28 protein-coding genes and 1 tRNA gene are annotated in these 25,225 nt (G+C 70.5%); 16 read left to right on the top strand and 13 right to left on the bottom strand.

Going from position 1 to position 25,225, the window contains the following annotated elements; genetic code table 11:
• Nucleotides 1-8: 8 nt before the first annotated feature.
• From ACFC1I_RS04610 to ACFC1I_RS04600, 3 genes are all read right to left on the bottom strand, one after another.
• Nucleotides 9-359, bottom strand: coding sequence for a LysR family transcriptional regulator (locus ACFC1I_RS04610; protein WP_376006663.1), 351 nt, complete (start codon nucleotides 357-359; stop codon nucleotides 9-11).
• A gap of 28 nt (nucleotides 360-387) precedes the next feature.
• Nucleotides 388-1,377 (bottom strand): alpha/beta fold hydrolase, encoded by a 990-nt coding sequence (locus tag ACFC1I_RS04605; protein ID WP_376006662.1) that lies wholly within the window; start codon nucleotides 1,375-1,377, stop codon nucleotides 388-390.
• 68 nt (nucleotides 1,378-1,445) lie between these two features.
• Nucleotides 1,446-2,186, bottom strand: coding sequence for an alpha/beta fold hydrolase (locus tag ACFC1I_RS04600; protein WP_376006661.1), 741 nt, complete (start codon nucleotides 2,184-2,186; stop codon nucleotides 1,446-1,448).
• Nucleotides 2,187-2,310: 124 nt separating this feature from the next.
• Here ACFC1I_RS04600 and ACFC1I_RS04595 point away from each other — a divergent pair, with 124 nt between their 5' ends.
• From ACFC1I_RS04595 to ACFC1I_RS04565, 7 genes are all read left to right on the top strand, one after another.
• Nucleotides 2,311-2,718: a VOC family protein gene (locus ACFC1I_RS04595; RefSeq protein ID WP_376006660.1), complete on the top strand. Its 408-nt coding sequence runs from the start codon at nucleotides 2,311-2,313 to the stop codon at nucleotides 2,716-2,718.
• Nucleotides 2,719-2,821: 103 nt separating this feature from the next.
• Nucleotides 2,822-3,616, top strand: a complete 795-nt coding sequence (locus tag ACFC1I_RS04590) for an SDR family oxidoreductase (RefSeq protein WP_376006659.1) — start codon at nucleotides 2,822-2,824, stop codon at nucleotides 3,614-3,616.
• 8 nt (nucleotides 3,617-3,624) lie between these two features.
• Nucleotides 3,625-4,548 carry an RNA polymerase sigma-70 factor gene (locus ACFC1I_RS04585; protein ID WP_376006658.1) on the top strand — a complete coding sequence of 308 codons (924 nt, stop codon included), beginning with the start codon at nucleotides 3,625-3,627 and terminating at the stop codon, nucleotides 4,546-4,548.
• The gene (locus tag ACFC1I_RS04580; RefSeq protein ID WP_376006657.1) at nucleotides 4,545-4,958 is read left to right on the top strand and encodes a hypothetical protein; all 414 of its coding nucleotides are present in this window, start codon (nucleotides 4,545-4,547) and stop codon (nucleotides 4,956-4,958) included. The genes ACFC1I_RS04585 and ACFC1I_RS04580 overlap by 4 nt, the downstream gene beginning before the upstream one ends.
• 83 nt (nucleotides 4,959-5,041) lie before the next feature.
• Complete coding sequence (locus ACFC1I_RS04575) at nucleotides 5,042-5,800, top strand: SDR family oxidoreductase (RefSeq protein WP_376006656.1); 759 nt, start codon at nucleotides 5,042-5,044, stop codon at nucleotides 5,798-5,800.
• Nucleotides 5,801-6,124: 324 nt separating this feature from the next.
• Entirely contained in the window at nucleotides 6,125-7,552 is a 1,428-nt protein-coding gene (locus ACFC1I_RS04570) for a DUF222 domain-containing protein (RefSeq protein WP_376006655.1), read from the top strand.
• Between the two features lie 151 nt (nucleotides 7,553-7,703).
• Nucleotides 7,704-8,681, top strand: a complete 978-nt coding sequence (locus tag ACFC1I_RS04565) for a zinc-binding dehydrogenase (protein ID WP_376006654.1) — start codon at nucleotides 7,704-7,706, stop codon at nucleotides 8,679-8,681.
• A 39-nt stretch (nucleotides 8,682-8,720) separates the two neighbouring features.
• Here the strand turns inward: ACFC1I_RS04565 and ACFC1I_RS04560 are convergent, their stop codons facing one another.
• The 4 genes from ACFC1I_RS04560 to ACFC1I_RS04545 all read right to left on the bottom strand — a co-directional run bounded on the left by ACFC1I_RS04560 (nucleotide 8,721) and on the right by ACFC1I_RS04545 (nucleotide 11,722).
• Complete coding sequence (locus tag ACFC1I_RS04560; RefSeq protein ID WP_376006653.1) at nucleotides 8,721-9,515, bottom strand: GDSL-type esterase/lipase family protein; 795 nt, start codon at nucleotides 9,513-9,515, stop codon at nucleotides 8,721-8,723.
• A 102-nt stretch (nucleotides 9,516-9,617) separates the two neighbouring features.
• Complete coding sequence (locus ACFC1I_RS04555) at nucleotides 9,618-9,974, bottom strand: nuclear transport factor 2 family protein (RefSeq protein ID WP_376006652.1); 357 nt, start codon at nucleotides 9,972-9,974, stop codon at nucleotides 9,618-9,620.
• A 45-nt stretch (nucleotides 9,975-10,019) separates the two neighbouring features.
• On the bottom strand, nucleotides 10,020-10,247 hold the full coding sequence (locus tag ACFC1I_RS04550; protein ID WP_376006651.1) for a hypothetical protein: 228 nt from the start codon (nucleotides 10,245-10,247) through the stop codon (nucleotides 10,020-10,022).
• Nucleotides 10,241-11,722, bottom strand: a complete 1,482-nt coding sequence (locus ACFC1I_RS04545) for an SDR family NAD(P)-dependent oxidoreductase (protein ID WP_376006650.1) — start codon at nucleotides 11,720-11,722, stop codon at nucleotides 10,241-10,243. The genes ACFC1I_RS04550 and ACFC1I_RS04545 overlap by 7 nt, the downstream gene beginning before the upstream one ends.
• Before the next feature lie 49 nt (nucleotides 11,723-11,771).
• Between ACFC1I_RS04545 and ACFC1I_RS04540 the strand changes: the two genes are divergently transcribed.
• Nucleotides 11,772-12,188 carry an NUDIX domain-containing protein gene (locus tag ACFC1I_RS04540; protein WP_376006649.1) on the top strand — a complete coding sequence of 139 codons (417 nt, stop codon included), beginning with the start codon at nucleotides 11,772-11,774 and terminating at the stop codon, nucleotides 12,186-12,188.
• A gap of 19 nt (nucleotides 12,189-12,207) precedes the next feature.
• Here ACFC1I_RS04540 and ACFC1I_RS04535 read toward each other — a convergent pair whose 3' ends face one another.
• Nucleotides 12,208-12,747 (bottom strand): YaeQ family protein, encoded by a 540-nt coding sequence (locus ACFC1I_RS04535; RefSeq protein ID WP_376006648.1) that lies wholly within the window; start codon nucleotides 12,745-12,747, stop codon nucleotides 12,208-12,210.
• A gap of 53 nt (nucleotides 12,748-12,800) precedes the next feature.
• Between ACFC1I_RS04535 and ACFC1I_RS04530 the strand changes: the two genes are divergently transcribed.
• From ACFC1I_RS04530 to ACFC1I_RS04505, 6 genes are all read left to right on the top strand, one after another.
• Nucleotides 12,801-13,361, top strand: a complete 561-nt coding sequence (locus ACFC1I_RS04530) for a Chromate resistance protein ChrB (RefSeq protein WP_376006647.1) — start codon at nucleotides 12,801-12,803, stop codon at nucleotides 13,359-13,361.
• Between the two features lie 4 nt (nucleotides 13,362-13,365).
• Nucleotides 13,366-13,779: a YkvA family protein gene (locus ACFC1I_RS04525; RefSeq protein WP_376006646.1), complete on the top strand. Its 414-nt coding sequence runs from the start codon at nucleotides 13,366-13,368 to the stop codon at nucleotides 13,777-13,779.
• Between the two features lie 104 nt (nucleotides 13,780-13,883).
• Nucleotides 13,884-16,133 (top strand): GAF domain-containing protein, encoded by a 2,250-nt coding sequence (locus ACFC1I_RS04520; protein ID WP_376006645.1) that lies wholly within the window; start codon nucleotides 13,884-13,886, stop codon nucleotides 16,131-16,133.
• Nucleotides 16,130-16,522: a response regulator gene (locus ACFC1I_RS04515; RefSeq protein WP_376006644.1), complete on the top strand. Its 393-nt coding sequence runs from the start codon at nucleotides 16,130-16,132 to the stop codon at nucleotides 16,520-16,522. Before ACFC1I_RS04520 ends, ACFC1I_RS04515 begins: the two co-directional genes overlap by 4 nt.
• Nucleotides 16,512-17,648: an adenylate/guanylate cyclase domain-containing protein gene (locus ACFC1I_RS04510; RefSeq protein WP_376006643.1), complete on the top strand. Its 1,137-nt coding sequence runs from the start codon at nucleotides 16,512-16,514 to the stop codon at nucleotides 17,646-17,648. The genes ACFC1I_RS04515 and ACFC1I_RS04510 overlap by 11 nt, the downstream gene beginning before the upstream one ends.
• On the top strand, nucleotides 17,645-19,216 hold the full coding sequence (locus tag ACFC1I_RS04505) for a peptide ligase PGM1-related protein (protein WP_376006642.1): 1,572 nt from the start codon (nucleotides 17,645-17,647) through the stop codon (nucleotides 19,214-19,216). The genes ACFC1I_RS04510 and ACFC1I_RS04505 overlap by 4 nt, the downstream gene beginning before the upstream one ends.
• A 19-nt stretch (nucleotides 19,217-19,235) precedes the next feature.
• On the opposite strand, the gene ACFC1I_RS04500 is transcribed toward ACFC1I_RS04505, so the two are convergent.
• Both ACFC1I_RS04500 and ACFC1I_RS04495 read right to left on the bottom strand, forming a co-directional pair.
• Nucleotides 19,236-19,814, bottom strand: coding sequence for a hypothetical protein (locus ACFC1I_RS04500; RefSeq protein WP_376006641.1), 579 nt, complete (start codon nucleotides 19,812-19,814; stop codon nucleotides 19,236-19,238).
• A gap of 82 nt (nucleotides 19,815-19,896) precedes the next feature.
• Nucleotides 19,897-20,724 (bottom strand): inositol monophosphatase family protein, encoded by an 828-nt coding sequence (locus tag ACFC1I_RS04495; protein ID WP_376006640.1) that lies wholly within the window; start codon nucleotides 20,722-20,724, stop codon nucleotides 19,897-19,899.
• Between the two features lie 93 nt (nucleotides 20,725-20,817).
• Between ACFC1I_RS04495 and ACFC1I_RS04490 the strand changes: the two genes are divergently transcribed.
• Nucleotides 20,818-20,893 (top strand) — tRNA-Lys (locus tag ACFC1I_RS04490).
• A 46-nt stretch (nucleotides 20,894-20,939) separates the two neighbouring features.
• Here ACFC1I_RS04490 and ACFC1I_RS04485 read toward each other — a convergent pair.
• From ACFC1I_RS04485 to ACFC1I_RS04475, 3 genes are read right to left on the bottom strand one after another with little or no spacing between them, the layout of a single operon-like run.
• Nucleotides 20,940-22,082 (bottom strand): flavin-containing monooxygenase, encoded by a 1,143-nt coding sequence (locus ACFC1I_RS04485; protein ID WP_376006639.1) that lies wholly within the window; start codon nucleotides 22,080-22,082, stop codon nucleotides 20,940-20,942.
• Nucleotides 22,083-22,129: 47 nt separating this feature from the next.
• On the bottom strand, nucleotides 22,130-23,359 hold the full coding sequence (locus ACFC1I_RS04480; RefSeq protein WP_376006638.1) for an MFS transporter: 1,230 nt from the start codon (nucleotides 23,357-23,359) through the stop codon (nucleotides 22,130-22,132).
• A complete protein-coding gene (locus ACFC1I_RS04475) occupies nucleotides 23,356-23,805 on the bottom strand; it encodes a MarR family winged helix-turn-helix transcriptional regulator (RefSeq protein WP_376006637.1) in 450 nt (149 codons plus the stop codon). Before ACFC1I_RS04475 ends, ACFC1I_RS04480 begins: the two co-directional genes overlap by 4 nt.
• Before the next feature lie 211 nt (nucleotides 23,806-24,016).
• Here ACFC1I_RS04475 and ACFC1I_RS04470 point away from each other — a divergent pair, with 211 nt between their 5' ends.
• Nucleotides 24,017-25,216, top strand: a complete 1,200-nt coding sequence (locus ACFC1I_RS04470; protein ID WP_376006636.1) for a substrate-binding domain-containing protein — start codon at nucleotides 24,017-24,019, stop codon at nucleotides 25,214-25,216.
• Nucleotides 25,217-25,225 lie beyond the last annotated feature (9 nt).

The following is a 25,225-nucleotide window of genomic DNA, read 5'->3' as shown; positions in this document are numbered from 1 at the left end:
GCGCCCGCCTAGCGGCCCTGGCGCTTCTTGTACGGCTTCGGCTGGCCCTTCACGATGGGCGCGCGGCCTTTGCCCTTGGACGCCTTCGCCTTGCCGCCCGCGGGAGCCTTCGGCGGGGCGGCCGGAGCCGGGGCTTCGGCGATGCGGGTCCTGGCCTCTTCGAGCAGGAGCACGCCCGCCGGTGTCAGCGACCAGTTCGGCTTGCTGCGGGTGAAGAGGGGGTGCCCGACCTCGGTCTCGAGCTTGTCGATCGTCGAGTAGAGCGACGCGAGCGGCACGCCGAGCGCGTCGGCCGCGCGCGGCACATGGACGTCGTTGTCGGCGATGGCGACGAACCGCTTCAGCTCGATGATCTTCACGGGCAACCTTCCGCCTCCGAGGGACACGTCAAGTCTGCCGCAGTGCGCCGGCTCCGTCGGCTCCCGCCGCGCGCCGCTCGCGCCTCACGCGGGGGGCCGCGGCGCCGCCCGGGAGCCCCGCGATGTCGAGGATCGCCTGGGCGAAGGCGTGGGGCGCCTCCGCAGGCAGGTGATGACCGGCATCCGGAATCTGTCGATGACGGCGAGGGCCGGTGAAGAACCGATCGTGCTGCGAGCCGTCAGAGGCGGGGAAGTTGCCGTCGGCGGTGCCGTCGAGCGTGATGGTCGGCACCGTGATCGACGGCAGCGTGGCCAGGCGGCGCTCGAGGTCGACATGCTCGGGCGCTCCGGGCTCGAGCCCCAGCCGGTGGCGATAGGAGTGGATGACCACGTCGACGTAGTCGGGGTTGTCGAAGGCTGCCGCCGCACGATCCAGGACGGGCTCGTCGTAGGCCCAGGCGGGGGAGTTGCGCCGCCAGATCACGTCGGCGACGCCCCGCGGGTCGCTCGCGAGGCCGGCCCGGCCGCGCTCGGTCGCGAAGTACCAGAAGTACCAGAACCCCGCTTCGAGCGGCGGGGAGAGCGGGATGCCGGCTGCCGAGATGTCTTGGATGAGGTACCCGTTCACCGACACCAGGCCGCCCACGCGCTCGGGCCACAGCGCGGCGACGATGCACGCGGCACGAGCACCCCAGTCGTAGCCGGCGAGGATCGGCCGCTCGAGGTGGAGCGCATCGATGAAGGCGAGGAGGTCGGCGCCGAGCGCTGCCTGCTGACCGGAGCGCACGGTGCGGTCTTCGCGGAAAGACGTCGGGCCGTGCCCGCGGAGGTAGGGGACCAGCACGCGGAAGCCGGCCTCCGTCAGCAGCGGCACGACGTCGACATAACTGTGGACGTCGTAGGGGAAGCCGTGGAGGAGCACCACCGGGTCGCCGCCGCGGTCGCCGGCGTCGATGTACGCGATGTCGAGTTCACCCGCGTCCACGGTGCGGACCGGGCTGGTGAAGGTGGTGAGCATGGCGGACTCCTTTCGATGGGAGGCGGCGCCCCGGAGACCGGACCGTCGTCCGGGGCGCCGCCGGTCGATCACGCGGCGATCTCCTGAGAGGCCAGGTAGGCCTTGCCGGCTTCGGCGATGGTCGCGGCCACGGCGGCGGGCTGCGACACCGAGATCGCGTGCGACGCACCGGCGATCTCGTGCGTGCCGCGCGAGCCGGCCCGCTCGGCGCCGGCGCGGTGCACGGCGACGGGGATGTTGAGGTCCTGGTCGCCGAAGACGTGCCACGACGGAATGTCGCGCCACGCCGGACGATCGGTCGCCAGGCCCTCCGAGAGCGCCGCCTGCGTCACCGGACGCTGCGTCGCCGCCATGAGCGCAGCGACCTCGGGCGAGACGTCAGCGGCGAACTGGTGGTGGAACAGCTCCGGACGGATCGCGTACTCGTCGCCCCCGCTCGACACCGGGTACGCCGCGAGCGCGTCGCCGAGGGTGCCTCCGGGAGCACTGTTCGAGAGCTCGAACGCGCTCTGGCCGGTCTCGGGAACGAACGCGGCGACGTAGACGAGTCCCACGACGGCGTCGGTGCCCGAGGCCGCCTCGGTGATGACGAGGCCGCCGTACGAGTGGCCGACGAGGACGATCGGACCCTCGATCGACGCGAGCACGTCGCGGACGTACGCCGCGTCGCCGGCAAGGCTGCGCAGCGGGTTGGCGACCGCGATCGCGCGAACGTCGTGCTGCTGCAGCTGGGCGATGACGCCGTTCCACGACGACGACTCGGCGAAGGCGCCGTGGACGAGGACGATGGTGGGCTTCTGAGCGGTCATGTCGAGTTCCTTTCGAGGGTGGGTCGTGCGGTCTTGTGAGCTAGGACCGGGAGGGCGCCGGAGTTGTGACATGGACGGCGCGTTGCGCGCAGCGGGAGCCGCCGGCATCGGGGAGACTGGCCCGATGCCTCTCGTCGATCACCTCGGCATCACCGTCGAGGATCTGCCCCGCGCGGTCGCACAGTTCGACCCTGTGCTCACGGCCCTCGGCATGGAGCGCACCGACGGCGACAACGGGGTCGCGTGGTATGCCGAGGACGAGACCGAGCTGATCCTGTTCCCCGCCAGGGAGGAAGGAACCGGTCCGCATCGCCACGGCACCATCGGCTGGCAGCACCTGGCGTTCGCGGTGGGCTCCCGCGCCGACGTGGACCGGCTGCACGCCACCGCGCTCGCCGCCGGCTGGAGCGCGGTGCGTGAGCCGAAGACGTATCCGCGATTCAACGAGCGCTACTACGCGTCCTTCGTCGAGGACGACAACGGCATCCGCATCGAGTTCATGCACAACCCTCCCAAGCCCCAGTCGGACTGAGCCCTCGACGACTTTGCGTCGACCTGTCACAGATCGCTGTCGCATCCGGTCTCAGCTGGAAACGCGCGCGTTTCCGGGCGCGCAGGAGCAGAGAGGGTTCGACATGAGGATCGCTGTCATCGGGGGGACCGGGCTGATCGGCTCGAGAGTCGTCGCCGCGCTCGAAGCCACCGGGCACGATGTCGTCGTCGTGGCGCGCGCGGTGGGCGTGAACTCCTTCACCGGCGAGGGGCTCGAGCAGGCGCTCGAGGGCGCGGAGACGCTCGTCGACGTGTCGAACTCGTCGTACACCGACGAAGCGGGCGCCCGCGAGTTCTTCTACGGCTCCACGCTCAATCTCCTCACCTACGGGGCGGCCGCCGGGGTGGCGCACCACGTCGTGCTCTCGGTCGTGGGCACCGATCGCCTCGCCCGCTCCGAGGGCGGATACTTCCAGGCGAAAGCCGAGCAGGAGCGTCTGCTGACGGCATCCGGTCGTCCGTATTCGATCGTGCACGCCACGCAGTTCTTCGAATTCATCCGCAGCATCACGGATGCCGCGACCCGCAGTGGCATCGCCCACGTGGCGGACGCCCTGATCCAGCCCATGGCCGCCGACGACGTGGCCGCGGCGGTCGTCCGCGCCGCACTGGCACGGCCCACGGGCGAGATCACGGAGCATGCCGGACCGGAGGTGTTCGAGCTCGGGTATCTCGCGCAGCGCGAGCTCCGGTTCCGTCGCGACGAGCGAGAGGTCGTCGCCGACCCGCTCGCGACGTACTTCGGCGCGCAGCTCGACCGGTTCGAGCTGCTGCCCGGGGCCGGTGCGATCATCGCACCGACCCGGTTCCACGACTGGCAGGTGGCGCCGCGCGACGCCGGCGACGCGCTTCTGCCGTCCGTCACGGGCGTACGCTGAGCGCGGCGATGGGAGCGGCAGACGCAATGGGCGAGACCACGGCACGCGTGAACGACCGGGACGACATCACGCTCGCCGTCACCGTCTTCGACGAGCACCGACGACGGATCTTCGGCATCGCATATCGCATGCTCGGCACGGTGGCCGATGCCGAGGACATCGTGCAGGAGACCTGGATCCGCTGGCAGAACGCCGATCGCGCCGACATCCGCGAGCCCGGTGCTTTCCTCGCGACGGTCGCCACGCGGCTCTCGATCAACGCCACCCAGTCCGCGCATGCCCGCCGTGAGACGTACATCGGGCCGTGGCTGCCCGAGCCGGTGAACACCGACGCCGACCCCGCTCTCGGCGCCGAGCGCGGCGAAGCGCTGCAGTATGCGATCCTCCTCGTCCTCGAGAAGCTCACACCGACCGAGCGTGCCGCGTACATCCTGCGCGAAGCGCTCGACTACCCGTACGAACGGATCGCCGACATCATCGGCGCCACCGTCGCGAGCGCGCGCCAGCTCGTGAGCCGTGCCCGCAAGCACCTGGAGTCGGCGCGCAGAGCGGAGGTGGCTGCGGCCGAGCAGCGGCGTCTCCTCGAGGCGTTCCTCGTCGCGGCGCAGAAGGGCGACGTGACCGACCTCGAGCGGCTGTTCGCCGAGGACGTCGTCAGCTACACCGACGGCAACGGCGCCAAGCTCGCCGCGCGCATCCCGGTGGCCGGGCGAAGTCGCGTCGCCAAGTTCATCGCCGCGTTCTCGAGCCATTTCTGGACCGGCAAGCAGATCGGCTGGGTCGAGGTCAACGGCCGGCCGGCAGCCACCCTCTCCGAGGACGGCAAGGTCACGACCCTGGTCACGGTCACCGCGGCGGAAGACGGCATCCGTCGACTCCTGTGGGTGATGAGCCCCGACAAGCTCGGGCATGTCGCCCAGGTCGGGGCGTGACCAGGCGACCCGGCTCGTGGCTGCACCGTTCCGCGCGGAACTCACCTTCGAGCGCCGCGCAGCACGAACGCGTCGTGCGCGCGCTCGTCGACGTTGCCGAGACCGGTGATTCACGTGCGATGAAACGGATGCTGCACCCCGGCGTCGCGCTCACAGTCGACGGCGGCGGGGCCGTGGCAGCGCCGGTCGCCACGGTCGAAGGTGCGTCGGGAGTCGCGGCGTATCTCGGCGAGGTGCTGCTCGATGCGGCCGCGTCGCTCCGCGTGGAGTCGGTGAACGGCGTGCCCGGAATCGTCGTGTGCCGGGAGGGACGGGTGACCGGGGTGCTCAGCCTCCGCGTCCGCGGGCGCCTCGTTCTCGAGGCCTGGCTGGTCGTCAACCCGGCGAAGCTGGCGCGCTGGCGGTGCTGACGGCGGGCCTGTCACAGATCGCCGGCATGCGTGGTCATAGCTGGTGAGCGCCGCCCCCGCGCTCCCTGAACGAAAGGCACATCATGGCAAAGATCGTCGTCATCGGAGGCTCCGGGCTCATCGGCTCGAAGGTCGTCGCGAAGCTCACGGCGCACGGGCACGAGGCCGTCGCCGCGTCGCCGAACTCGGGTGTCAACACCATCACCGGCGAGGGCCTCGCCGAGGTGCTCGAGGGCGCGGACGTGGTGGTCGACGTGTCGAACTCGCCGTCGTTCGCCCCGGCGGACGTGATGGAGTTCTTCACCACCTCGACGCGGAACCTCATCGCCGCAGCGCGGGAGGCCGGCGTGGGGCACTACGTCGCGCTCACCGTGGTGGGCACGAACCGTCCGAACACGATCTCGTACTTCGCGGCGAAGACCGCCCAGGAGGAGCTCATCCGCGAGTCGGGCATTCCCTACTCGATCCTTCACGCGACGCAGTTCTTCGAGTTCATCACCGGGATCGCGGGAGTGTCGGGCAACGGCGACGCGATCCACCTGCCGGGCAACCTCGTGCAGCCGATGGCCGGTGAGGATGTCGCGACCGCGGTCGCCCGCACCGCGGCGGGTACACCGCTCAATGCCGACGTCGAGATCGCCGGTCCCGAGGTCATGGGTCTCGACGAGATGGTGCGGCGCGGGCTCACCTTCCGCGGCGACGCGCGCGAGGTCGTGACCGACGCCGACGCGCCGTACTTCGGCGCCCGCATGGAGGAGCGCACGCTCATGCCCGTCGGCGGTGCGCAGGTCTTCGAGACGTCCCTCGAGGAGTGGCTGCCCGCGAACCCGCCCCGCAGCTGACCGACGCGAGGTGAGAGGTCCGGGCGCCCGAGGGTGCTCGGACCTCTCGCGGTTGGGCCGCGTCCAGGCCCGACCTCCTCCGGGATCGGAGTGTTCGCTGACGCTCGCGCGAAGGCGGCGGTGCGGTCCGCGTGAAGACGAGCCGGAAGTTGCCCTTTCAGCGCAGCGGCGCGCCTGTTCGTGGGGGTCGATCGGATGCGTGGAGCGGCGGTTCCTCCCCAGGTGGCCGGTTCTCCCGCACTTTCGGAGTTGTCCACAGAACCTTTGCTGATCTGCTGTTTTGTGGTGTGTCCGATGTCGGAGGCCGTCAGCAGAATGGGGGGTATGAACTTCCCGCTGGCCGACCTTGAGGGCGTCGCCGATCTGCTCGGCGACATGCTCGGTGGGGCGCTCGGCGGTCAGGCGCAGCGGGGGTTGTCGCACCGCGAGCTGATCGATGCGTTGGGGGTGGTGGAGCGGCTGGGGCGGGTGGTGGATGCTGCCCGGCTGGCGTTGGCCGGTGAGGTCGGGCGTCGTGCCGATTCCGAGTTCGGTGACGACGCCATCACCCGGCAGTTCGGGGTCGGGTCGGCACAGGAGCTGGTGGAACGCAGCACGCTGGTGTCGGCGGCAACCGCGCGGGCGCGGTTGCGGGACGCGAAGGCGATCACGGGGCGGGTGACGTTGACGGGGCAGACCCGTCCGGCGCCGCTCGAGCATGCCCGTGCGGCGTCAGCGACGGGCCGGTTGAGCGCGGACGCGTTGACGACGATCGTCGACGCGCTGCGGCCGTTGCTGGGGCGGTGCGGGGTCGAACAGATCGAGGCGGCCGAGATCGAACTCGTCGCCGCCGCCGTCGGGGACACGGGGGCGCCGGGGTGTGGGATCCATGAGTTGAAGATCATGGCGACGACGTGGGCGCTGTTCCTGGACCCGGACGGCACGCTGCCCGATGAGGAGTACGCGCAGCGGGCGCGGGGGATCCGGATCGGCCGCCGGTCGTATCGTGGGCTGCGGCGGATCTCCGGTGATGTCAGCGAGGTCGTCGCGGCGCAGTTCGACCGGCTCGTCGATGCGCACCTGAACCCGCGGGTGCAGGGTCGTGGGCCGCGGTTCGCCGACCCGGCGGCCGAGGATGGCGTATCCGGTGAGGCGCAGGAGCGGGTGCTGGATCCCCGCACCGTGGATCAGAAGCGGCACGACGCGTTCGCGTCGATCCTGTCCGCGGCGGCGGGCGCCGCTGCGATGCCGACGCTGGGCGGTGCCGCGCCGACGTTGATCGTGACGACCACCGCACACGACCTGGCAGACCCGGGCGGGGTCGCGTTCGTGGAGAGCGCGGGCGGGCCGGTGCCGGTGCCGGCAGCCGCGGCCCGGCATGCCGGCTGTCACGGCACGATCCACCGGCTCACCCTCGCCGAGAACGGGGCGATCACGCAGCTGCAGGTCGAGGACCGGGTGTTCAACCATTGGCAGCGCAAGGCGATCGGCGCCCGCGACGGCGGCTGCATCACGCCCGGCTGCACGGTGCCCGCGGCGTGGTGCGAAGTGCATCACGTTGTCGACTGGGCGCGGGACGGGCCGACCACGGTCGACAACGGCGTGCTGCTGTGCTGGTACCACCACCACGGCCTCGAGGCCAGCGGGTGGGAGATCCGCATGGTCGACGGCATGCCCCAGCTGCGACCGCCGAGCTGGATCGACCCGCAACGACGATGGCGCGGACCCAACCGGCTGCTCCGCCACGAACTCACACACGCCAAACCCGCATAACCCGCCCCGACCCGGCAACCCCCCACCCGCCCACGCACGGGGTGGGCGTGAGACCGGCCCGCCCCGCCGGGGAATGCGAGCGGCGGGTGCGCGGCTATACGTTGCGGCGGCTGCACACCCGGCGGCCGTGAAATACGTAAGGAGCACCACCGTGCGCGCACTCATCCACTCCGCTTTCGGCGATCCGACCGAGGTTCTCGAGGTCGCTGAGCGACCTCTGCCCGAGCCGGGTCCTGGGCAGGTGCGAGTGCGCACGGTGCTGTCGCCGATCCACAACCACGACCTCTGGACCATCCGCGGCACGTACGGCTTCAAGCCCGAGCTTCCCGCCGCCTCCGGCACCGAGGCGGTCGGCGTCGTGGACGCGCTCGGTGAGGGTGTTGACACCCTGAAGATCGGCCAGCGCGTCGCCACCGGCGGCACGTTCGGCGTCTGGAGCGAGTACTTCGTCGCCAAGGCCGCGGGACTCGTCCCCGTGCCCGACGCGGTCAGCGACGAGACGGCCGCCCAGCTGATCTCGATGCCGTTCAGCGCGCTGAGCCTGCTGGACTTCCTCGACGTGCAGCCGGGGGAGTGGATCGTGCAGAACACCGCCAACGGCGCGGTCGGCAAGCTCGTCGCGCAGTTCGCCGCGGCGCGCGGCGTGCACGTGCTTGGTCTCGTGCGCCGCGACGCGGGAGTGGACGAGCTGGCCCGGCTCGGTATCCGCGACGTCGTGTCGACCGAGTCAGACGACTGGCGCGAGCGCGCCGCCGAGATCCTGGGTGAGAACGCGCCGCGCGCGGCCGTGGACTCCGTCGGCGGCGAGGCGGCAGGCGACCTGCTGGCGCTGCTCGGCGAAGGCGGCACCCTGGTGTCGTTCGGTTCGATGGGCTCGCCCAAGCTGCAGCTGTCGGCGGGCGACCTCATCTTCAAGCAGGCGACGGTCAAGGGCTTCTGGGGCAGCAAGGTGAGTCAGACGATGGATGTTGCCACCCGCGGTGCGCTGTTCGCCGAACTGGTGCAGCGCATCGGTTCGGGCGAGGTCGCATTGCCGGTCGATGCCGTGTTCCCGTTCGAGCAGGCGCGGGAAGCCGCCGCCGCGAGCGCCGTGCCTGGTCGCGACGGCAAGGTGCTGCTGCGCTTCTGACCCGACGAGGGGCGCTGCGGCGCCCCTCGTCGCCCCGGATCACGGAGTCGTGGCCGACCAGTCGCGGGCGTACTCCGGGGCGAGCCCCTGCCGGACCGCCGCGGCGAACCGCTCGTAACCCTTCTCGTTGAAGTGCAGCCGGTCGGGGCCGAACAGGGTCCCGTCGATCGACCCATCGGCGTTGAGCAGCGTCGGGGCCGTATCGATGAACGTGAAATCGCCGGTCTCGCGGGCGCGCTCCGCGAGCATCGCGTTCGCCTGCTGGATGTCGGAGCGGACGCCGGCCCGCGCGGGAGCCTCGGTGACGGCGACGTAGTAGACGGTCGCCCCGGGAAGCTTCGCGCGGGCCTCGGCGATGTACTGCTCGATGAGTCCCACGGTGTGCTCGGCCGACTTCGTGTACAGCGGGATCCCGCCCATGTCGTTCGAGCCGATGTACAGCACGAGCGTGCGCGGCGCGAACGGCACCACCATGCGGTCGAAATAGGTGAGGTGATCGATCACCTTCGTCCCGCCGATCCCGATGTTGGTCGTCGGCAGCGGCGCGAGATCTTCGGTGGAGGTCTCCCAGAACTCGAAGAACGAACTGCCGCTGAGCAGCACCTGGCCCTGCGGGTAGCCGTCGGAGAAGCGCTGGTCGATCGCATCGACGCGCTCTTCGTACTGTGCGGGATCGTCGTGACCGAAGTACCAGAGTGTGATCGCGCCGCCCACGACGGCGAGGACGATGACCACCGCGCTCGCGAGGAGCGTGATCCTCAGCGCGCGCCGCTTCTTCCGCCGAGGTCCGGTCACCGGCGCGGCCGGTGACGCGTGGGCTGAGGTGTCGAGCATCGGGACTCCATCGTCGGCAGATCGTGCGCACGGCCACTAGCGCGCACTAGTAGAGCCAGGGTAGAGCGGCGAGCTCACACGCGCAAAAGCAGACTGCGCCGATCAGGCCTCGGCGAGAACAGTCGTCAGGGCCGTGATCACGCCGTCCTCGACGGCGATGATGTCGATGCCGCGCACCACGGGCGCGCCGACGGGACCGAACGCCCACGGCTGCGCCCCCGTCGTGGCGGACACGTAGGCCGGGCCGTCTTCGACGAACGCGAACTCCGCAGGTGCGCCGCCGAGAAGGTCCGCCGCCTTGGCGAGCAGCGCCTCGATGCCGACGACAGCCCCCTCGGGATCGGTGAAAGCCACATCAGGCGAGAATGCCTGCGCCGCGGCAGCACGTCGCTGCGCGGCATCCCGGTTCCCGAAGACGTCGTGGAGGTTCACACGGAGGAGTTCTGCGACTGTGCTCATGGCAGTTTCGAACCATGAGGCGTGCGCGGTTCTTCCCGCGACCGCTCAATCCACCGGCGGGACGCGCCGCGGCACGCGGGGCGCGGGCGGCGGCGGCACTTCCTTCGCTGCGATGACCGCGCCGCGCGGGATGCGCTCGACGCCGCGCTTGCCGTCGACCACGATGACCTCGGCGTCCGCACTGAGGAGTTCGCCGAGCGCATCGGTCGCCTGCCCGGTGGGCAGGATGTAGCGCACGACCACCCGGTGGCCCGGCTCGGGCAGGTTCACCATTGGCCGGGCGCGTAGTCCTTGAGGAAGACGCCGAACAGGTCTTCGCCCGCCTCGCCGCGCACGATCGGGTCGTAGACGCGGGCCGCGCCGTCGACGAGATCGAGCGGGGCGTGGAATCCCTCCTCGGCGAGGCGCACCTTCGTCGGGTGCGGGCGCTCGTCGGTGATCCAGCCGGTGTCGACGCTGGTCATGAGGATGCGGTCGGTCTCGAACAGCTCCCGGGCGCTCGTGCGCGTCAGCATGTTCACCGCGGCCTTGGCCATGTTGGTGTGTGGATGCCCCGGCCCTTTGTACCCGCGATTGAAGACGCCCTCCATCGCGCTGACGTTGACCACGTACGTGCGCCGCGCGGGGCTCGCCGCGAGCGACGCGCGCAGCTTCGACACGAGCAGGAACGGCGCGGTCGTGTTGGCGAGCTGCACCTCGAGCATCTCGAGCGGATCGACCTCCTCGACGCTCTGCACCCACGAGTTCGTGTGGTCGAGGTCGGGGATGAGACCTCCGGCGTCGATGGCGGTGCCCGCGGCCAGGCGCTCGAGCGAGCTCGAGCCCGCGGCCATTGCCTGCTCCGTCAGCTCGTCGGCGCGGGCGGCGGCCGCCGCGAGGATCGGGTGCGCGGTCACCGAGCGCTCCAGGGCCTGCGGGTGCCGGTCGTTGGTGTGGCCGAACGTGACGAGTTCGGGGAGCGGGCCGTCGGGGAGGGGCGCGAGCTCCGCGTCGACGAGCGGCTGATACGCGCCCGGCGAGCGGCGCACCGTCTGGGTCGCGTTGTTGATGAGGATGTCGAGCGGGCCGGCGGCCGCGACATCCTCTGCCAGTCCGATCACCTGGGCGGGGTCGCGCAGATCGATGCCGACGACCTTCAGCCGGTCGATCCACTCCGGCGAGTCGGGCAGGCTGCTGAAGCGGCGCACGGCGTCGCGGGGGAAACGCGTCGTGATCGTGGTGTGCGCGCCGTCGCGCAGCAGTCGCAGCGCGATGTACATGCCGATCTTCGCGCGGCCGCCGGTGAGCAGTGCCCGCTTGCCGGTGAGGTCGGTGCGCGCGTTGCGCTTGGCGTGGCTCATCGCCGCACACGTGGGGCAGAGCTGGTGGTAGAACGCGTCGACGACCGTATACGGCTGCTTGCAGATGTAGCAGGCGCGAGGCTTGAGGAGCGTCCCGGCGGTCGCGGCAGTGGTGGACGAGCTGATCGGGATGCCCCGGGTCTCGTCGTCGATCCTGTCGGGCGCGCCGGTGGCCGTCGCGGCGACGACGGCGCGGTCGGCGGAGGCGATCGCCTCGCGGATCTCGCGGCGCCGCACCTTCTTGACGGCCTTGAACATCGCGGCGGTCGCGCGGCGGACGGCCACGTAGTCGGGATGCGCCTCGTCGACGCCCGGCATGATCGCGAGCACCCGCAGGGTGGTCGCCAGATCGTCCGGGTCGATGCCGCTCGGCGGCAGGTCGGAGGGCGCGGGGGAATCGGGAAGCACACGTGATTCTACGCCGGGCGAGGTCGGCCGTTCCTGTTAGCGTGCCTTCGTGAGCACCTCGAACCCGGCATCGACGTCGACGCGCAGCATCCGTGTCTCCGCTGCGGTCATTCTGAACGATCGTGACGAGCTGCTGTTGGTGCGCAAGGCCGGCACGACCGCGTTCATGCAGCCGGGCGGCAAGCCCGAGCCGGGGGAGACCCCCGCCCAGACGCTGAGTCGCGAGCTGTTCGAAGAGCTCGGGCTCGCGGTCGAAGCCGACTCGCTGAGATCGTTGGGCCTCTTCACCGCGGCCGCGGCGAACGAGCCCGGGTTCCTCGTGGAAGCCGACGTCTTCGTGGCCGACATCGGGGACCAGGTGCCGCAGATCGCGGCCGAGATCGAAGAGCTGCGCTGGGTGTCGCGGGCGGGGGCCGGCGAGCTCGAGGTCGCGCCGCTGGCGCGCGAGAACTTCCTGCCGGGCTGATTGCCGGGCAGATCCGGGTTCAGCCGGCCATGGCCTCGTGGACGTCGGTCTCGAACGTCGAGCCGTTGAGGTCGAGGTAGAGACGGCGCTCGGTGATCGACACGGTCAGGGTGTTCCGGCGCTCGAGCACGGCGGTGGCTGAATCGAAGAAGCCGGGGTCGAAGCTGTAGAGCTTCACCTCGTCGGCGCGGTGGATCTTCTTGCCCGCCCACGGCACCGCCACCTTCGCCGGATCGCGGTGTGTGTACACCGCGACGCGCGCACCCGCCAGGCTGCCGGTGTGCAGTCGTGCGGCGTCCGGCGCGCCGACCTCGATCCATGCGACGAGCGCGCCGGTGAGGTCGCGCACGAGCACCGCGGGCTCGTCGGTCGCCGAGATGCCCTCGCTGAACGCGATGCCCTCTTCGTACTCGAGTGCATACGCGAGCACCCGCGTGAGCATGAATGCATCGGTCTCGGACGGATGCCGCGCCACGCGGAGGGAGAGCTCTTCGTAGACTCCGCGATCGACGTCGGCCAGCTGGACATCGAAGGTGTACATCGTCACGCCGATCGCCATGAGAATCGAGCCTACGCGTTGTCAAGGGATGTAACGCATGTTACAGTCACCGCATGACGACTGATACATCCGTGTCTTGGCTGCTGGTCATTCCCAAGGTTCCGGCCGAACCGTCGCGCCATCGCGTGGCAGTGTGGCGGGAGCTTCGTCGCGTCGGAGCCGTGCCCGCGGCATCCGGCGCGTGGACCGTTCCCGACCTGCCGGCGTTCACGGAGGCGCTCCCGACCGTGCGCGAACTCGCCGAGCGCGGCGGCGGATCGCTGGCGGTCCTCACCGCCGCCTCGCACGGGGACGACGACATCGCCGTGCTCCGCGATGCATTCGTCGCCGCCCGCGTCGACGAATGGGAGGAGTTCATCGCCGACTGCGGCAAGTTCTCCGACGAGATCGACCGCGAGATCGCCAAGGAGAAGTTCACCTTCGGTGAGCTCGAAGAGGAGGAGCAGAGCCTCGAGCGGCTGCGCCGCTGGCACCGCGACCTCCGCCGGCGCAACGTCGTCGAGCTCGACATCGCCGCCGCGGCGACGCAGCGCCTCGACGACGTGACGGAGAAGCTCGCGGGCTACGCCGAGCAGGTGTTCGCGGCGAACCTCCCCGGCACGCCCCAAGGCTGACCGCATGCCGGGCTGGGCGCTGATCGTCCTCTCGGTGGTCGGCGGGCTCGTCGTGGTGTGGCTGGTCCTGCTGCTGATCCTGTGGCTGCAGCAGCGCCGAGCGGGCCGCAACGTGGACTGGCGCCAGATCATGCGGCTCGTCGCCGACGTCGTCGTGCTGCTGAAGCGGCTGGTCGCCGACCCTGAGGTGCCCCGGGGCACGCGGTGGTGGCTCGGCGGGCTGCTGGTGTATCTGCTGCTGCCGATCGACCTCGTGCCGGACTTCCTTCCTGTGCTCGGGTACGCCGACGACGCCATCATCGTCGCGATCGCGCTGCGGTACGCCATCCGCACGGCGGGCAGATCCGCCATCGAGCGCCATTGGCCGGGCACCCCGGAAGGGCTCGCGAGCCTGCTGTCGTTGGTAGGTGCGCGCTGAGTCGCGCGGCGGGTACTCGCCCGTCTTGAATGCGCTCCCGCGCGCGAGGACAATGTGCCCTGTCATCGCGGCGAACGCGAGGTCTCGTTGGGAGGAGGCCACTCGTGGAGCCTTCGGAGGGAGCCGGTGGAGGAGAACTCGAAACCCTCCAGCGCGGCTACGCCGATGCCACGGAGCAGTTCGCCGCGCTGAACGAGGTTCTGCTCGCGCTCGGCCGGTCAGCCTCCGACCCCGACGCGGCGCTCGACACGATCGTCGAGAGCGCGCGCAGGCTCTGCCGCTCCGACGCGGCCCAGGTCTACCTCATCGACGGGGACTACTTCGCGCTGTCGTCGTGGGTCGGCGTGCCCGACGCGCTCGTCGACCACATCACGGCTCACCCGTTCCGCATCGACAGGGCGACGCTGCTCGGGCGCGTCTCGAGCGAGCGGAAGCTGCAGCAGATCCCGGACGTCCTCATCGACGCCGAGTACGGCCGGCAGGACGCGCAGGAGCTCGGCCACTACCGCACCCTCATGGCGGCGCCGATGCTGCTCGACGACGAGGTCGTCGGCGTCCTCTCGCTGTGGCGCACGCAGGTGTCGCCGTTCGACGAGAGCGCCCAGGCCGCCGTGCAGGCGTTCGCGGCGCAGGCGGCCGTCGTGGTGCGGCAGATCGATCTGGTGCGCGCCCTCGAGGATCGCACCGTCGAACTCGCGCGCAAGGTCGACCAGCTCGAAGCGCTCAGCGAGGTCGGCGAGGCGGTGAGCTCGAGCCTCGTCCTCGATGAGGTGCTCACCACGATCATCATGAACGCCGTGCGCTTCGCCGGCTGCGACGGCGGCTCGATCATGGAGTACATCGAGAGCGAGCGCGCGTTCACGGTGCGCAGCGCGTACGCGAGCGACCGCCTTCTCGAGCGCCTCCGCACGATCAAGCTCGGCCTCGACACCACGCTGGTGGGTCGCGCCGCGAGGGAGCGGCATCCGATCGCCGTTGCCGACCTCGACGACGTCGAGCTCGACACGCACCTGCGGCTGCTCCACGAAGACGGCTGGCGCTCGATGGTCGCCGTGCCCGTGCTGCGGGGCGACCGGATCGTGGGCGCGCTCGTGGTGCGCCGGCGCACGCCCGGCGAGTTCTCGCCCGACACCATCGACTTCCTCGAGAACTTCGCGGGTCAGTCGGCGCTCGCCGTGTGGAACGCGCAGCTGTTCCGCGAGCTCGAGACGAAATCCGCTGAGCTCGAGGTCGTGAGCCGCCACAAGTCGGAGTTCCTCGCGAGCATGTCGCACGAGTTGCGCACCCCGCTCAACGCCGTGATCGGCTTCTCGGAGGTGCTCCTCGAGCGCATGTTCGGCGAGCTCAACGACCGGCAGGACGAGTACCTGCGCGACATCCTCGGGTCGGGCCGTCACCTGCTGCAGCTGCTCAACGACATCCTCGACCTGTCGAAGGTCGAGGCCGGGCGCATGGAGCTCGAGCCCTCGACGTTCTCGCTGCGCTCCGCACTCGAGTACGGCGCGTCGATGGTGCGCGAGCGGGCGGCGAGACACGGCATCCATCTCGCCGTCGACGTCGACGACGATCTCGACACCGTCGAATCCGACGAGCTGCGCGTGAAGCAGGTGCTCGTGAACCTCCTGAGCAACGCCGTGAAGTTCACGCCCGACGGCGGGCGCGTCACCGTGACCGCGCGCGGAAGCGAGCACGAGATCGCCGTCGCGGTGGCCGACACCGGCATCGGCATCGCACCCGCCGACCGCGAGCGCATCTTCGAGTCGTTCCAGCAGGGGAGGCGCGGACTGCAGAGCGAAGAGGGCACGGGGCTCGGTCTCACGCTCTGCCGGCGGATCGTGGCGATCCTGGGCGGGACGATGTGGCTCGAGAGCGAGGTGGGCGTCGGCAGCACCTTCGGGTTCACGATCCCGCGACGTGTGCCGCTCGAGGCGCCCGCCGTCGGCGACGGCGCGGGACGGGCGACGATCGTCGTCGTCGAGGACGACCGCGCTTCGCTCGACCTCATCTCGGCGTACCTCGACGGACTCGGCGTCGACGTCGTCATCGCGCGCGACGGCGACGAGGGCCTGTCGGCGATCCGCCGCCACGCTCCCGCGGCCGTGCTGCTCGACATCCGTCTGCCGCGGACGGACGGCTGGGAGGTGCTGAGACGCGTGCGGACGGATGCTGCCACCGCCGCGGTGCCGGTCATCGTGGTGTCGATCGTGGACGAGCGGGCGCGCGGCCTCGCGATGGGCGCGTCGGCGTACCTCGTCAAGCCCGTTCACCGTGACGCGCTCGTCGGCGCGCTGCGTGGCGTCGGAGCGCTCGCCGGCGCGGTGGCGGCTGCGCCGGGCGGAGGGGAGTCCTCGTGAACGATGGCCTGCGGGTGCTCGTCGTCGAGGACAACCCGCTCAACCTCAAGCTCGTGCGCGATGTGCTCACGGCGTCGGGCTACGAGGTGCTGCCCGCGGTCACCGGCGAAGAGGGGGTCACGCTCGCCGCGACGTGCGAGCCCGACCTCGTGCTGATGGATCTGCAGCTGCCCGACTTCGACGGCTACGAGGCGCTGCGGCGGCTGCGGGAGGATCCCGCGCTGCGGGCCGTGCCCGTGGTCGCGGTGACGGCGTTCGCGATGCGCGAGGATCGAGAGCGAGCCAGCGAGTCCGGCTTCGACGGCTACCTCGAGAAGCCGATCAGCATCCGGGATCTGCCCGCCCAGGTGGGCGCGTTCATCGGCAGGGGACGCGCTGATGCCGGATGACCCGATCCTCGTGCTCGCCGTCGACGACCTCGAGCAGAACCTGCGGCTGCTGGACGCGGTGCTGAGCCCGCGCGGCTTCCGCGTCATCACGGCGGCCACGGGCGAGGAGGCTCTCGCGCTGCTCGAACGGCATGACGTCGATCTCGTGCTGCTCGACATCATGATGCCGAGCATCGACGGATACGAGGTGTGCCGGCGCATCCGCGCCGTGGCGCGCTGGCGGTTCCTGCCGGTCGTGATGATCACGGCGAGCGGCGACCAGGAGAAGCGCCACGCCCTCGAGGCCGGCGCCGACGACTTCGTGAGCAAGCCGTTCGACCAGGCCGAGCTGATCGCACGCGTCGCATCCCTCGCGCGGCTCAAGCGCTACCACGACACGATCGAGCGTCAGGCTGCCGAGCTCGCCCGCTGGAACGTCGAACTCGAAGCACGGGTGGCGAGCCAGGTCGACGAGCTCGAGCGGGTGAACCGGCTGCGCCGGTTCCTCTCGCGGCAGGTCGTCGATGTGGTGCTCGACAACGGCGACGAGACGGTGCTGGCGAGTCACCGTCGCGACATCGTGGTGGTCTTCTGCGACCTGCGGGGCTTCACGCCCTTCGCCGAGTCGAGCGAGCCCGAAGAGGTCATGGGCGTGCTCTCGGAGTACCACGCGGTGCTCGGCGAGCTCATCGACCGCTACGAGGGCACGCTCGAGCGCTTCACGGGCGACGGCGTCATGGTGTTCTTCAACGACCCGCTTCCCCTGGACGATCCCGCCCGGCGCGCGATCGAGATGGCGATCGAGATCCGGGATCGGGTGGGCGACCTCATCGCCGTCTGGCACCGGCGCGCGATCGACCTCGGCATCGGGATCGGCGTCGCACAGGGGTATGCGACGCTCGGCCGAATCGGCTTCGAGGGGCGGTTCGACTACGCCGCGATCGGCAGCGTCACCAACCTCGCCGCGCGCCTCTGCGCCGCGGCGGCTCCCGGGCAGATCCTCGTCGCGCAGCGCGCATTCACCGCCGTGGAGGACCACGTCGCCGCGAGTCCGGTGGGCCAGCTCGACGTCCGCGGCTTCAGCCGGGCCGTCCGCGCGTACGCCGTGGACGGCATCCGTCATCCCGAGAATCGAGTCGCACCATGACCCTCACCGATACCGCGCCGGCGACGCTGTCGTCGCTCACCGAGGCCGAACGCGACGAGCGCTTCGACCGCCTGCAGGAGCGGATGCCGCAGGTCTGGGCATCGATGCAGCAGAACCTCGAGGACGAGTCCGTCATCGTCGTGCCGTCGCTGACGGTGGGCAGCCGTGCGACCTCCGCGGCGATGGTGCAGGCGTACGAGGAGCGCTTCCTGTTCCTCCTCCTGCTCTTGCGCCAGCCGAGGCTGCGCATGACCTACGTCACATCGCAGCCGATCGATCCGCGGATCATCGAGTACTACCTCGCCCTCCTGCCGGGCGTCATCCCGAGCCACGCACTCGCGCGGCTCACCCTCATCGCGGTGGGCGACGGCACGCACCGCACGCTGAGCGAGAAGGTGCTGGAGCGACCCCGGGTGCTGGCCCGCATCGCCCGCAGCATCCCCGACCGCGGGCGATGCCACCTCATCCCGTACAACACGACCGAGCGCGAGCGGGATCTGGCCCTGACGCTCGGCATCCCGATGTACGGCGCGGACCACCGGCTCGCCCCGCTCGGCACGAAGACGGGCTGCCGGCGGCTCTTCCGCGACGTCGGGGTGCAGCATCCACTCGGCGTCGAAGATCTGCGCAGCCGTGACGATGCCGTGCACGCGATCGAGAGGGTGCTCGACGCGAAGCCCGCGGTGCGGCAGATGATCTTCAAGCTCGACGAAGGCGTGTCGGGGTCGGGCAACGCGCTCGTGGACCTCGCCGACGTCGGGGAGCTCCCGGGCGACGCCCGGCGAGCCGCGATCGTGCAGCGTCTCGAGACGATGCGGCCCGAGGTCGAGACGCTGACCCCCGCCGACATGCTCGATGCGCTGCCGACGCGCCACGGCATCGTCGAGGAGCGCATCGTCGGCGAGGAGATCCTCAGCCCGAGCGTGCAGCTGCGGGTGCTGCCCGATCGCACGATCGAACTGCTCTCGACCCACGACCAGCTGCTCGGCGGCCCGAGCGGGCAGAGCTACCTCGGCTGCGTGTTCCCCGCGGACCCCGCGTATTCGCGACTCATCAGCGAGCCGGCGCTCGCGGTCGCCCGCCGCCTCGCCGACATGGGCGTGCGGGGACGGTTCGCGCTGGACTTCGTGGTCGTGAGGGATGCTGCGGGGGACTGGTCGTCGTGGGCCATCGAGCTGAATCTCCGCAAAGGCGGAACGACGCATCCCTTCCTGACGCTGCAGTTCCTCACCGACGGCCGCTATGACGGGGACGAGGGTGCGTTCGTCACGCCGGAGGGCGTGCACAAGCACCTCGTCGCGACCGATCACCTCGAGGGCGACGACCTGCGCGCGCTCTCGGTGGGGGACCTCTTCGACGCCGTGGCTCGCCACAACCTGCACTTCGACCGTTCCCGGCAGGAGGGCATCGTCTTCCACATGATCAGTTCGATCACCGAACAGGGCCGCATCGGCATGACGGCGGTCGGCGACACGCCCGAGCGCGCCATGGCGCTCTACGAGCGCGGCGGCGAGGCGCTCTTCGAGGAGGCTGCCCGGGCACGCGCCGAGGAGGCGCTGCCCGGGTGACCCGTAGACGAGGGAGGCGTCAGCTCTGCGGCCACTCGATCAGCAGGAGGTTCTGCTTCGTGTCGGCGACCTTCACCTGGCCGGACGTGAAGATGTAGGTCATGCCGTACCCATCCTCGTCGGGGGCGATCGCCGTGTCGGCGCTCTCGGTGATGTAGACGCCGGCCGCGTCCTCCTCGCGCAGCCAGCCCTGCGACTCGAGCTCCGCCTGCAGATCCTCGGCATCGGCGTCGTCGAGAGGCGCCCAGCCGAACATCTGGCCGTGGTCGCCCGCGGGGCCGTCGAAGTTCGCCCACATGCACTGCAGGCCGTCTTCGATCTCGGTGCTGCCGATGTACAGCGGCGACGCCTGCGAGCTCCAGCCCACCTTCTCGAACTCCGCCACGACCGACTCGCCGATGATCGTGGTGCAGGTCGGGTCCTCGGTCGAGGCGGGCGCGGGCTCGGGCGTCGCCGAAGGCGCCGGCGCCGCGGTGGTCGGCGTCTGGGCGTTGCCGGTCGGTTCGGGCGCCGCTTCCGGGCTTCCGGCACAGGCCGACAGGAGCACGGCGGACAGGGCGAGGGCGGCGGCGGTGCCGAGGATGCGGGTGGCGAGCATCAGAGAGTCTCCGTGGGGGAATGGGAGGCGGTCGGGTGTCAGGCGGTGCGGGATCGGGCCCAGTGGGATCAGGACAGAGGGATCAGGCGGAGTGGAGCAGGTCGAGGTAGGCGGAGTGGAGCACGCGATTGGTGGCGAGCGACGAGCGCTGTGCCAGGGAGTCGTCGCCGTCGAACGACGTGAACTTGCCGCCGGCCTCGGTCACGATCGGCACGAGCGCGGCGATGTCGTACTCCTTGACGCCGAACTCGGCGACGAACTCGAGGCGACCCTCGGCCAGCAGCATGTAGGGCCATGCGTCGCCGTAGCCGCGATCGCGCCAGACCGACGCCGTCAGGCGCTCGAGGGCGTCGAGCTTGCCGGCGTCGCGCCACTGCCCGATGCTTTGGAAGCTGACGCTCGAGTCCGCGATCGCATGCACCGTCGACACCGCGAGGCGCTTCGTCTCGCCCGTCGGGGTGTTGGTCCAGGCGCCGAGCCCGCTCGCAGCCCACCAGCGCCGGCCGATCGCCGGCTGGCTCGCCACGCCCACGCGCGGAACCCCGTCGATCGCGAGGGCGATGAGGGTCGTCCACATCGGGATGCCCTTGAGGTAGTTCGCGGTGCCGTCGATCGGGTCGATGATCCACTGCCGCGCCGAATCGCCCGTGACGCCGTACTCCTCGCCGAAGACGCCGTCGCCCGGGCGCTCGGTCTCGAGCAGGTCGCGCAGCGCGCGCTCGGTCGCGAGATCGGCTTCGGTGACGTGGCTCGCGTCGGCCTTCAGACGCACGTCGAGATCGGCGGCATCGAAGCGGGACATGGATGCTGCATCCGCCGCATCCGCCAGCCGCAGCGCGAGATCGAGATCGGCCCGGAGGTCTCCCTCGAACGGCGTGTCGAACGTCGAAACGGGGGAGGGGGAGGTCACGGAATCAAGGATAGCCGGGGCGTTCCCGCCTCGATTTCACGAGACGCGATCGTGATGCTAATGTTGATCCTCGTTCGCCTCTAAGTGAACAACGCACCTCTAGCTCAATCGGCAGAGCAACTGACTCTTAATCAGTGGGTTCTGGGTTCAAGTCCCAGGGGGTGCACCACACCAGAAGGGCCCCGGAATCTCCGGGGCCTTTCTGCTGTCCGGAGTCATGTCCCGCGCAGCTCTCTCGCGATCGTCCGGGCGGCCGCCCTCGCGTCGAGGTTGATCTGCAGCAGGAGGGCCTTCAGCGGACTCCGCACCCCCACGAACCGCAACCCCGGGGCGCGCGGATGCGCGCGGCCGCCGGTCGACGTCGGCCCGCCGTGCACGTCGAGGATGCCGAGGTGGCCGACGACGGGCTGGAGTCCCGTCGAGTAGCCGGTGGCCGCGATCACGGCGTCCGGGGTGAGCCGGGCGCCGTCCGCCAGGACCGCCTCGCCGCCTTCGAACCGTTCGAGCGCGGGGACCGCCCTGACCGTTCCCGCGCGGAGCGCCGCCAGGAGGCCGACGTCGATCGTCGGGGTGACCGCTGTCGCACGCTGCTGCGCGACGAGGCCGGAGCGCGCGGGCGGCATGCCGTAGCGGGTGAGGTCGCCCACCACCAGCCGCTGCAGGAGCCGGTTCACCGGGTCGGTGGCCCACGCCGGGAGGAAGTCCATGGGGATCGCGACGAGCGTCGTCGGGATCGGGCCCAGCTGACGGGGGACGATGTTCGGCGGTGTGCGCACGGCGAGATGCACCTCCGCAGCACCTTGCTCGGCGAGATCCGCGGCGATCTCGGCGCCGGAGTTTCCCGCGCCGACCACGAGCACGCGACGGCCCGTAAAGCGCTCGGCGTCGCGGTACCGCGAGGCGTGGAGGACCTCGCCGGCGAACGTGTCCTGCCCCGGCCAGTGCGGCTCGATCGGGCGGTTGCTGTACCCGGTGGCGAGGACCACCTGCCGCGCCGTGATGTCGCCGTCGGAGGTGATCGCCCGCCAGAGGCTCCCGTGGCGCTCCAGGCGGTGCACCTCGACCCCGAACCGGGGATCGAGCTCGTGCACCCGCGCGTAGACGCGCAGGTAGTGCGCGACGTCATCCTTGGACACCCAGCGACCGAACCGGCGCGGCATCCGCAGTCCCGGCAGCGCGGACTGGATCCGCGGAGTGTGCAGATGCAGGCGCTGGTATCGCCGCTGCCAGGTCTCGCCGACCGCCCCGCCGTCGTCGACGATGGTCGCGGCGATGCCCCGACGATGCAGGCAGGCCGCCGTCGCGAGCCCCGCCGGGCCGGCGCCGATCACGAGCACCTCGGTGTGCGAGTCGTTCACATCCCAGACGCTAGTGATCGGCGGCCGACGGCGCGACCACCGTTTCGTCAGGCCGCGTCGCCCACGAGCACGGCGGCGGCCTCGTCCGCCGCATCCGCTTCGCGCTCGTCGATGCGGGCGAGCGCGCGCCGGCCGAAGAGGATCGTCGCGGTCGCGATGAGGACGGATGCCGCGGCGAAGAGGTACGGCACGGTCGGGCCGTACAGGTGCCACAGGAGGGCCGCGATCGGGGGAGCGGCGGCGCCGCCGAGGAAGCGGACGGCCGAGTAGGACGACGATGCGACGGAGCGGGGGAGGTCGGTCGCCTCCATGACGGACTCGGTGAGCACGGTGTTCATCACGCCGAGGAGGAGTCCGCCCACGATGATGGACACGACGAGCGCGGCCGCGTCGTCGACGAGGATCCCTGCGAGGACCAGGTCGATCGCGAGAAGCGGCAGCGTCACGAGCATGACGGTGGTGCGGGCCATGAACCGCAGCAGCAGCGGCGCGACCCACACGCTCGTGATCGCGAGGGCGACGCCCCAGCCGAAGAACGTGAAGCCGATGCCCATCGCGCCGAAGCCGAGCGGGAACGGCGAGAAGGCGAGCAGCACGAAGAACCCGATGTTGTAGAACAGCGCCGCGACGGCGAGCACCGCGAGCGACGGGATGCGCAGCGCCGTGAACGGCGCCGACAGCGACACCGGCACGGGCTTCTCGCTCCGGCCTCGCAGCAGCACGAGCACCGCGACGAACGCGACCGCCATGAGCACGACGACGCCGAAGAACGGCCCGCGCCAGCTGATCTCGCCGAGAAGGCCTCCGAGCAGCGGGCCGATCGCGATGCCGAGACCCAGCGCGGCCTCGTAGAGCACGATCGCCGCCCCGCTGCCGCCGGACGCGGCGCCGACGATCGTCGCCAGCGCGGTCGAGATGAAGAGGGCGTTGCCGAGGCCCCACCCGGCCCGGAACCCGATGATCGCGTCGACGCTGCCGCTCAGCGAGCACAGCAGCGCGAACACCACGATGAGGCCGAGCCCGATGAGCAGCGTCGCCTTCGCGCCGATGCGGCTCGAGATCCAGCTCGTGATCAGCATCGCGAGGCCGGTGACCAGGAGGTAGCTCGTGAACAGCAGCTCGGTCTGCACCGGGCTCGCTTCGAGGGACGCGGCGATCGCGGGGAGGATCGGGTCGACGAGCCCGATGCCCATGAACGCGACCACGCAGGCGAACGCGACCGCCCACACCTGCGCGGGCTGGCGCCAGACCGATCCGGTCGTGCCGTGCGCGCTCATCGCGTCGCCTCCACGGCGGCCGACGAGCGCGTGCTGTCGAGCGTGCGGGTGAGGACGGATGCCGTGACCCGCAGCGCGTCCCATTCCTCCGGCTTCAGGTCCGCGAAGTGCGGGGCGAGCGCGGCGGTGAGCTGCAGCATCCACGTCTGGAGCGCTTCGAGGCCGAGCGGAGCGACCTCGACGACCGTCGCGCGCGAGTCCGCGGCATCCGTCCTCTTCGCCACCAGTCCCTGATCGGCCATCTGGCCGACCAGACGCGTCATGCCGGGCTGCGTCACGCGGCTGAGGCGGGCGAGCTCGCCGATCCGCAGCGCACCGTGGTCGCGCAGGATCGTGAGCGTGCGCCACTGCGCGGAAGGTGTCTCATTGGCGGTCTCGAGCGCCGCGACGCGGGTCAGCGTGTGGGCGGCGACGATGAGGGTCTCGATGTCCTGATCGTGTGTCACCGAAGAAGCATACCTCCGATATATACCTACGGTATGCAAATCACGGAGCACACCTTCGTCGCGATTCGGTAACGACAGCGAGAGGGCAGGCTCGCCGACTTGACCTCGGCGACTCTTGTTCCTAGATTGCAAGAACCTGAATCGGATCTCATGTTTGAGCTCGAAGCACCGATTCACGCACCAGATCCTTCCAATGGGGAAAGGCACGCACATGCGGGTTACGAAGAAGTTGCTCCTGGGCTCCGTGGTCGTCACGGCAGCGCTCGCCCTGGCGGCCTGCGCGCCGACGACGGGGACGCCGTCCGGCGAGACCACCGACAGCGGAGTGTCCGAGGTCACCGTCGGCATCGTCACGAGCGAGTCCGGACTGCTCGCCGGCTACGGCAAGCAGTACCTCGACGCCTTCAAGGCGGGGCTCGACTACGCCACCGACGGCACCGGCGAGATCGACGGCACGACGATCAACGTCGAGTACCGCGACGATGCCGGCGACCCCGACAAGGCCGTCACCGCCGTCAAGGAGCTCATCGGGTCGGGCGTCGACATCGTCGCGGGCACCGCGTCGTCGGGCGTCGCGCTCGCCGTCGCCGAGCAGGCCGCGCAGAACCAGGTGCTCTACATCTCGGGCCCGGCTGCCGCCGACGCGATCACCGGCATCAACGACTACACGTTCCGCTCGGGCCGCCAGAGCGCGCAGGATGTCGCCACCGCGGGCACGTTCCTCGACGACATCGAGGGCAAGACCGTGACCGTGTTCGCGCAGGACAACGCCTTCGGTCAGGGCAACGTCGCGGCCGTGCAGGCGATCCTCGGCGGCCAGGGCGCCACCGTCGGCTCCGTGCTCGTCGCGGAGGACGTGACCGAGTTCACGCCGTTCGCGCAGCAGGTGCTCGCGGGCGCTCCCGACCTCGTGTTCGTGGCCTGGGCCGGTGCGACATCGGGTGCGATGTGGCAGGCGATGAGTCAGCAGGGCGTCATGGACGAGATCCCGGTCGTCACCGGCCTCGGCGACTCGGCGACGTTCGGCGCCTACGGCGAGGCGTCCGAGAAGATCAGCTTCCTGAACCACTACTTCGCCGACGGCCCCGACAACGACGTCAACACCGCGATGGTCGAGGCGATCGAAGAGGCGGGCGGCACGCCCGACCTGTTCAGCCCCGACGGCTTCAACGCGGCGATCATGATCGTCCACGCGATCCAGGAGGGCAAGGGCGACGTCGACGCGATGGTCGCGGCGCTCGAGGGCTTCGAGTTCGAGGGGCCGAAGGGCACGATGACGGTGCGCGCGAGCGACCACGCCCTCATCCAGGAGATGTACCAGGTCAAGCTCGTCGCCGACGGCGGCGCCTTCGTGCCCGAGCTCGTCGACACGGTCTCGGCCGACGACGTCGCTCCCGCCGAGGCCGAGTGATCCGGGGCC

The organism is Microbacterium sp. NPDC056044, assembly GCF_042267145.1.
GTDB lineage: Bacteria > Actinomycetota > Actinomycetes > Actinomycetales > Microbacteriaceae > Microbacterium.
This window is presented reverse-complemented; position numbering and strand designations above follow the sequence as displayed.

Bases quoted from the DNA above. Each gene is read 5' to 3' on its own strand.
- ACFC1I_RS04605 (WP_376006662.1), bottom strand. From the start codon at position 1,377: ATGCTCACCACCTTCACCAGCCCGGTCCGCACCGTGGACGCGGGTGAA.
- ACFC1I_RS04600 (WP_376006661.1), bottom strand. From the start codon at position 2,186: ATGACCGCTCAGAAGCCCACCATCGTCCTCGTCCACGGCGCCTTCGCC.
- ACFC1I_RS04595 (WP_376006660.1), top strand. From the start codon at position 2,311: ATGCCTCTCGTCGATCACCTCGGCATCACCGTCGAGGATCTGCCCCGC.
- ACFC1I_RS04590 (WP_376006659.1), top strand. From the start codon at position 2,822: ATGAGGATCGCTGTCATCGGGGGGACCGGGCTGATCGGCTCGAGAGTC.
- ACFC1I_RS04585 (WP_376006658.1), top strand. From the start codon at position 3,625: ATGGGAGCGGCAGACGCAATGGGCGAGACCACGGCACGCGTGAACGAC.
- ACFC1I_RS04575 (WP_376006656.1), top strand. From the start codon at position 5,042: ATGGCAAAGATCGTCGTCATCGGAGGCTCCGGGCTCATCGGCTCGAAG.
- ACFC1I_RS04570 (WP_376006655.1), top strand. From the start codon at position 6,125: ATGAACTTCCCGCTGGCCGACCTTGAGGGCGTCGCCGATCTGCTCGGC.
- ACFC1I_RS04560 (WP_376006653.1), bottom strand. From the start codon at position 9,515: ATGCTCGACACCTCAGCCCACGCGTCACCGGCCGCGCCGGTGACCGGA.
- ACFC1I_RS04555 (WP_376006652.1), bottom strand. From the start codon at position 9,974: ATGAGCACAGTCGCAGAACTCCTCCGTGTGAACCTCCACGACGTCTTC.
- ACFC1I_RS04550 (WP_376006651.1), bottom strand. From the start codon at position 10,247: ATGGTGAACCTGCCCGAGCCGGGCCACCGGGTGGTCGTGCGCTACATC.
- ACFC1I_RS04535 (WP_376006648.1), bottom strand. From the start codon at position 12,747: ATGGCGATCGGCGTGACGATGTACACCTTCGATGTCCAGCTGGCCGAC.
- ACFC1I_RS04530 (WP_376006647.1), top strand. From the start codon at position 12,801: ATGACGACTGATACATCCGTGTCTTGGCTGCTGGTCATTCCCAAGGTT.
- ACFC1I_RS04525 (WP_376006646.1), top strand. From the start codon at position 13,366: ATGCCGGGCTGGGCGCTGATCGTCCTCTCGGTGGTCGGCGGGCTCGTC.
- ACFC1I_RS04510 (WP_376006643.1), top strand. From the start codon at position 16,512: ATGCCGGATGACCCGATCCTCGTGCTCGCCGTCGACGACCTCGAGCAG.
- ACFC1I_RS04505 (WP_376006642.1), top strand. From the start codon at position 17,645: ATGACCCTCACCGATACCGCGCCGGCGACGCTGTCGTCGCTCACCGAG.
- ACFC1I_RS04500 (WP_376006641.1), bottom strand. From the start codon at position 19,814: ATGCTCGCCACCCGCATCCTCGGCACCGCCGCCGCCCTCGCCCTGTCC.
- ACFC1I_RS04480 (WP_376006638.1), bottom strand. From the start codon at position 23,359: ATGAGCGCGCACGGCACGACCGGATCGGTCTGGCGCCAGCCCGCGCAG.
- ACFC1I_RS04470 (WP_376006636.1), top strand. From the start codon at position 24,017: ATGCGGGTTACGAAGAAGTTGCTCCTGGGCTCCGTGGTCGTCACGGCA.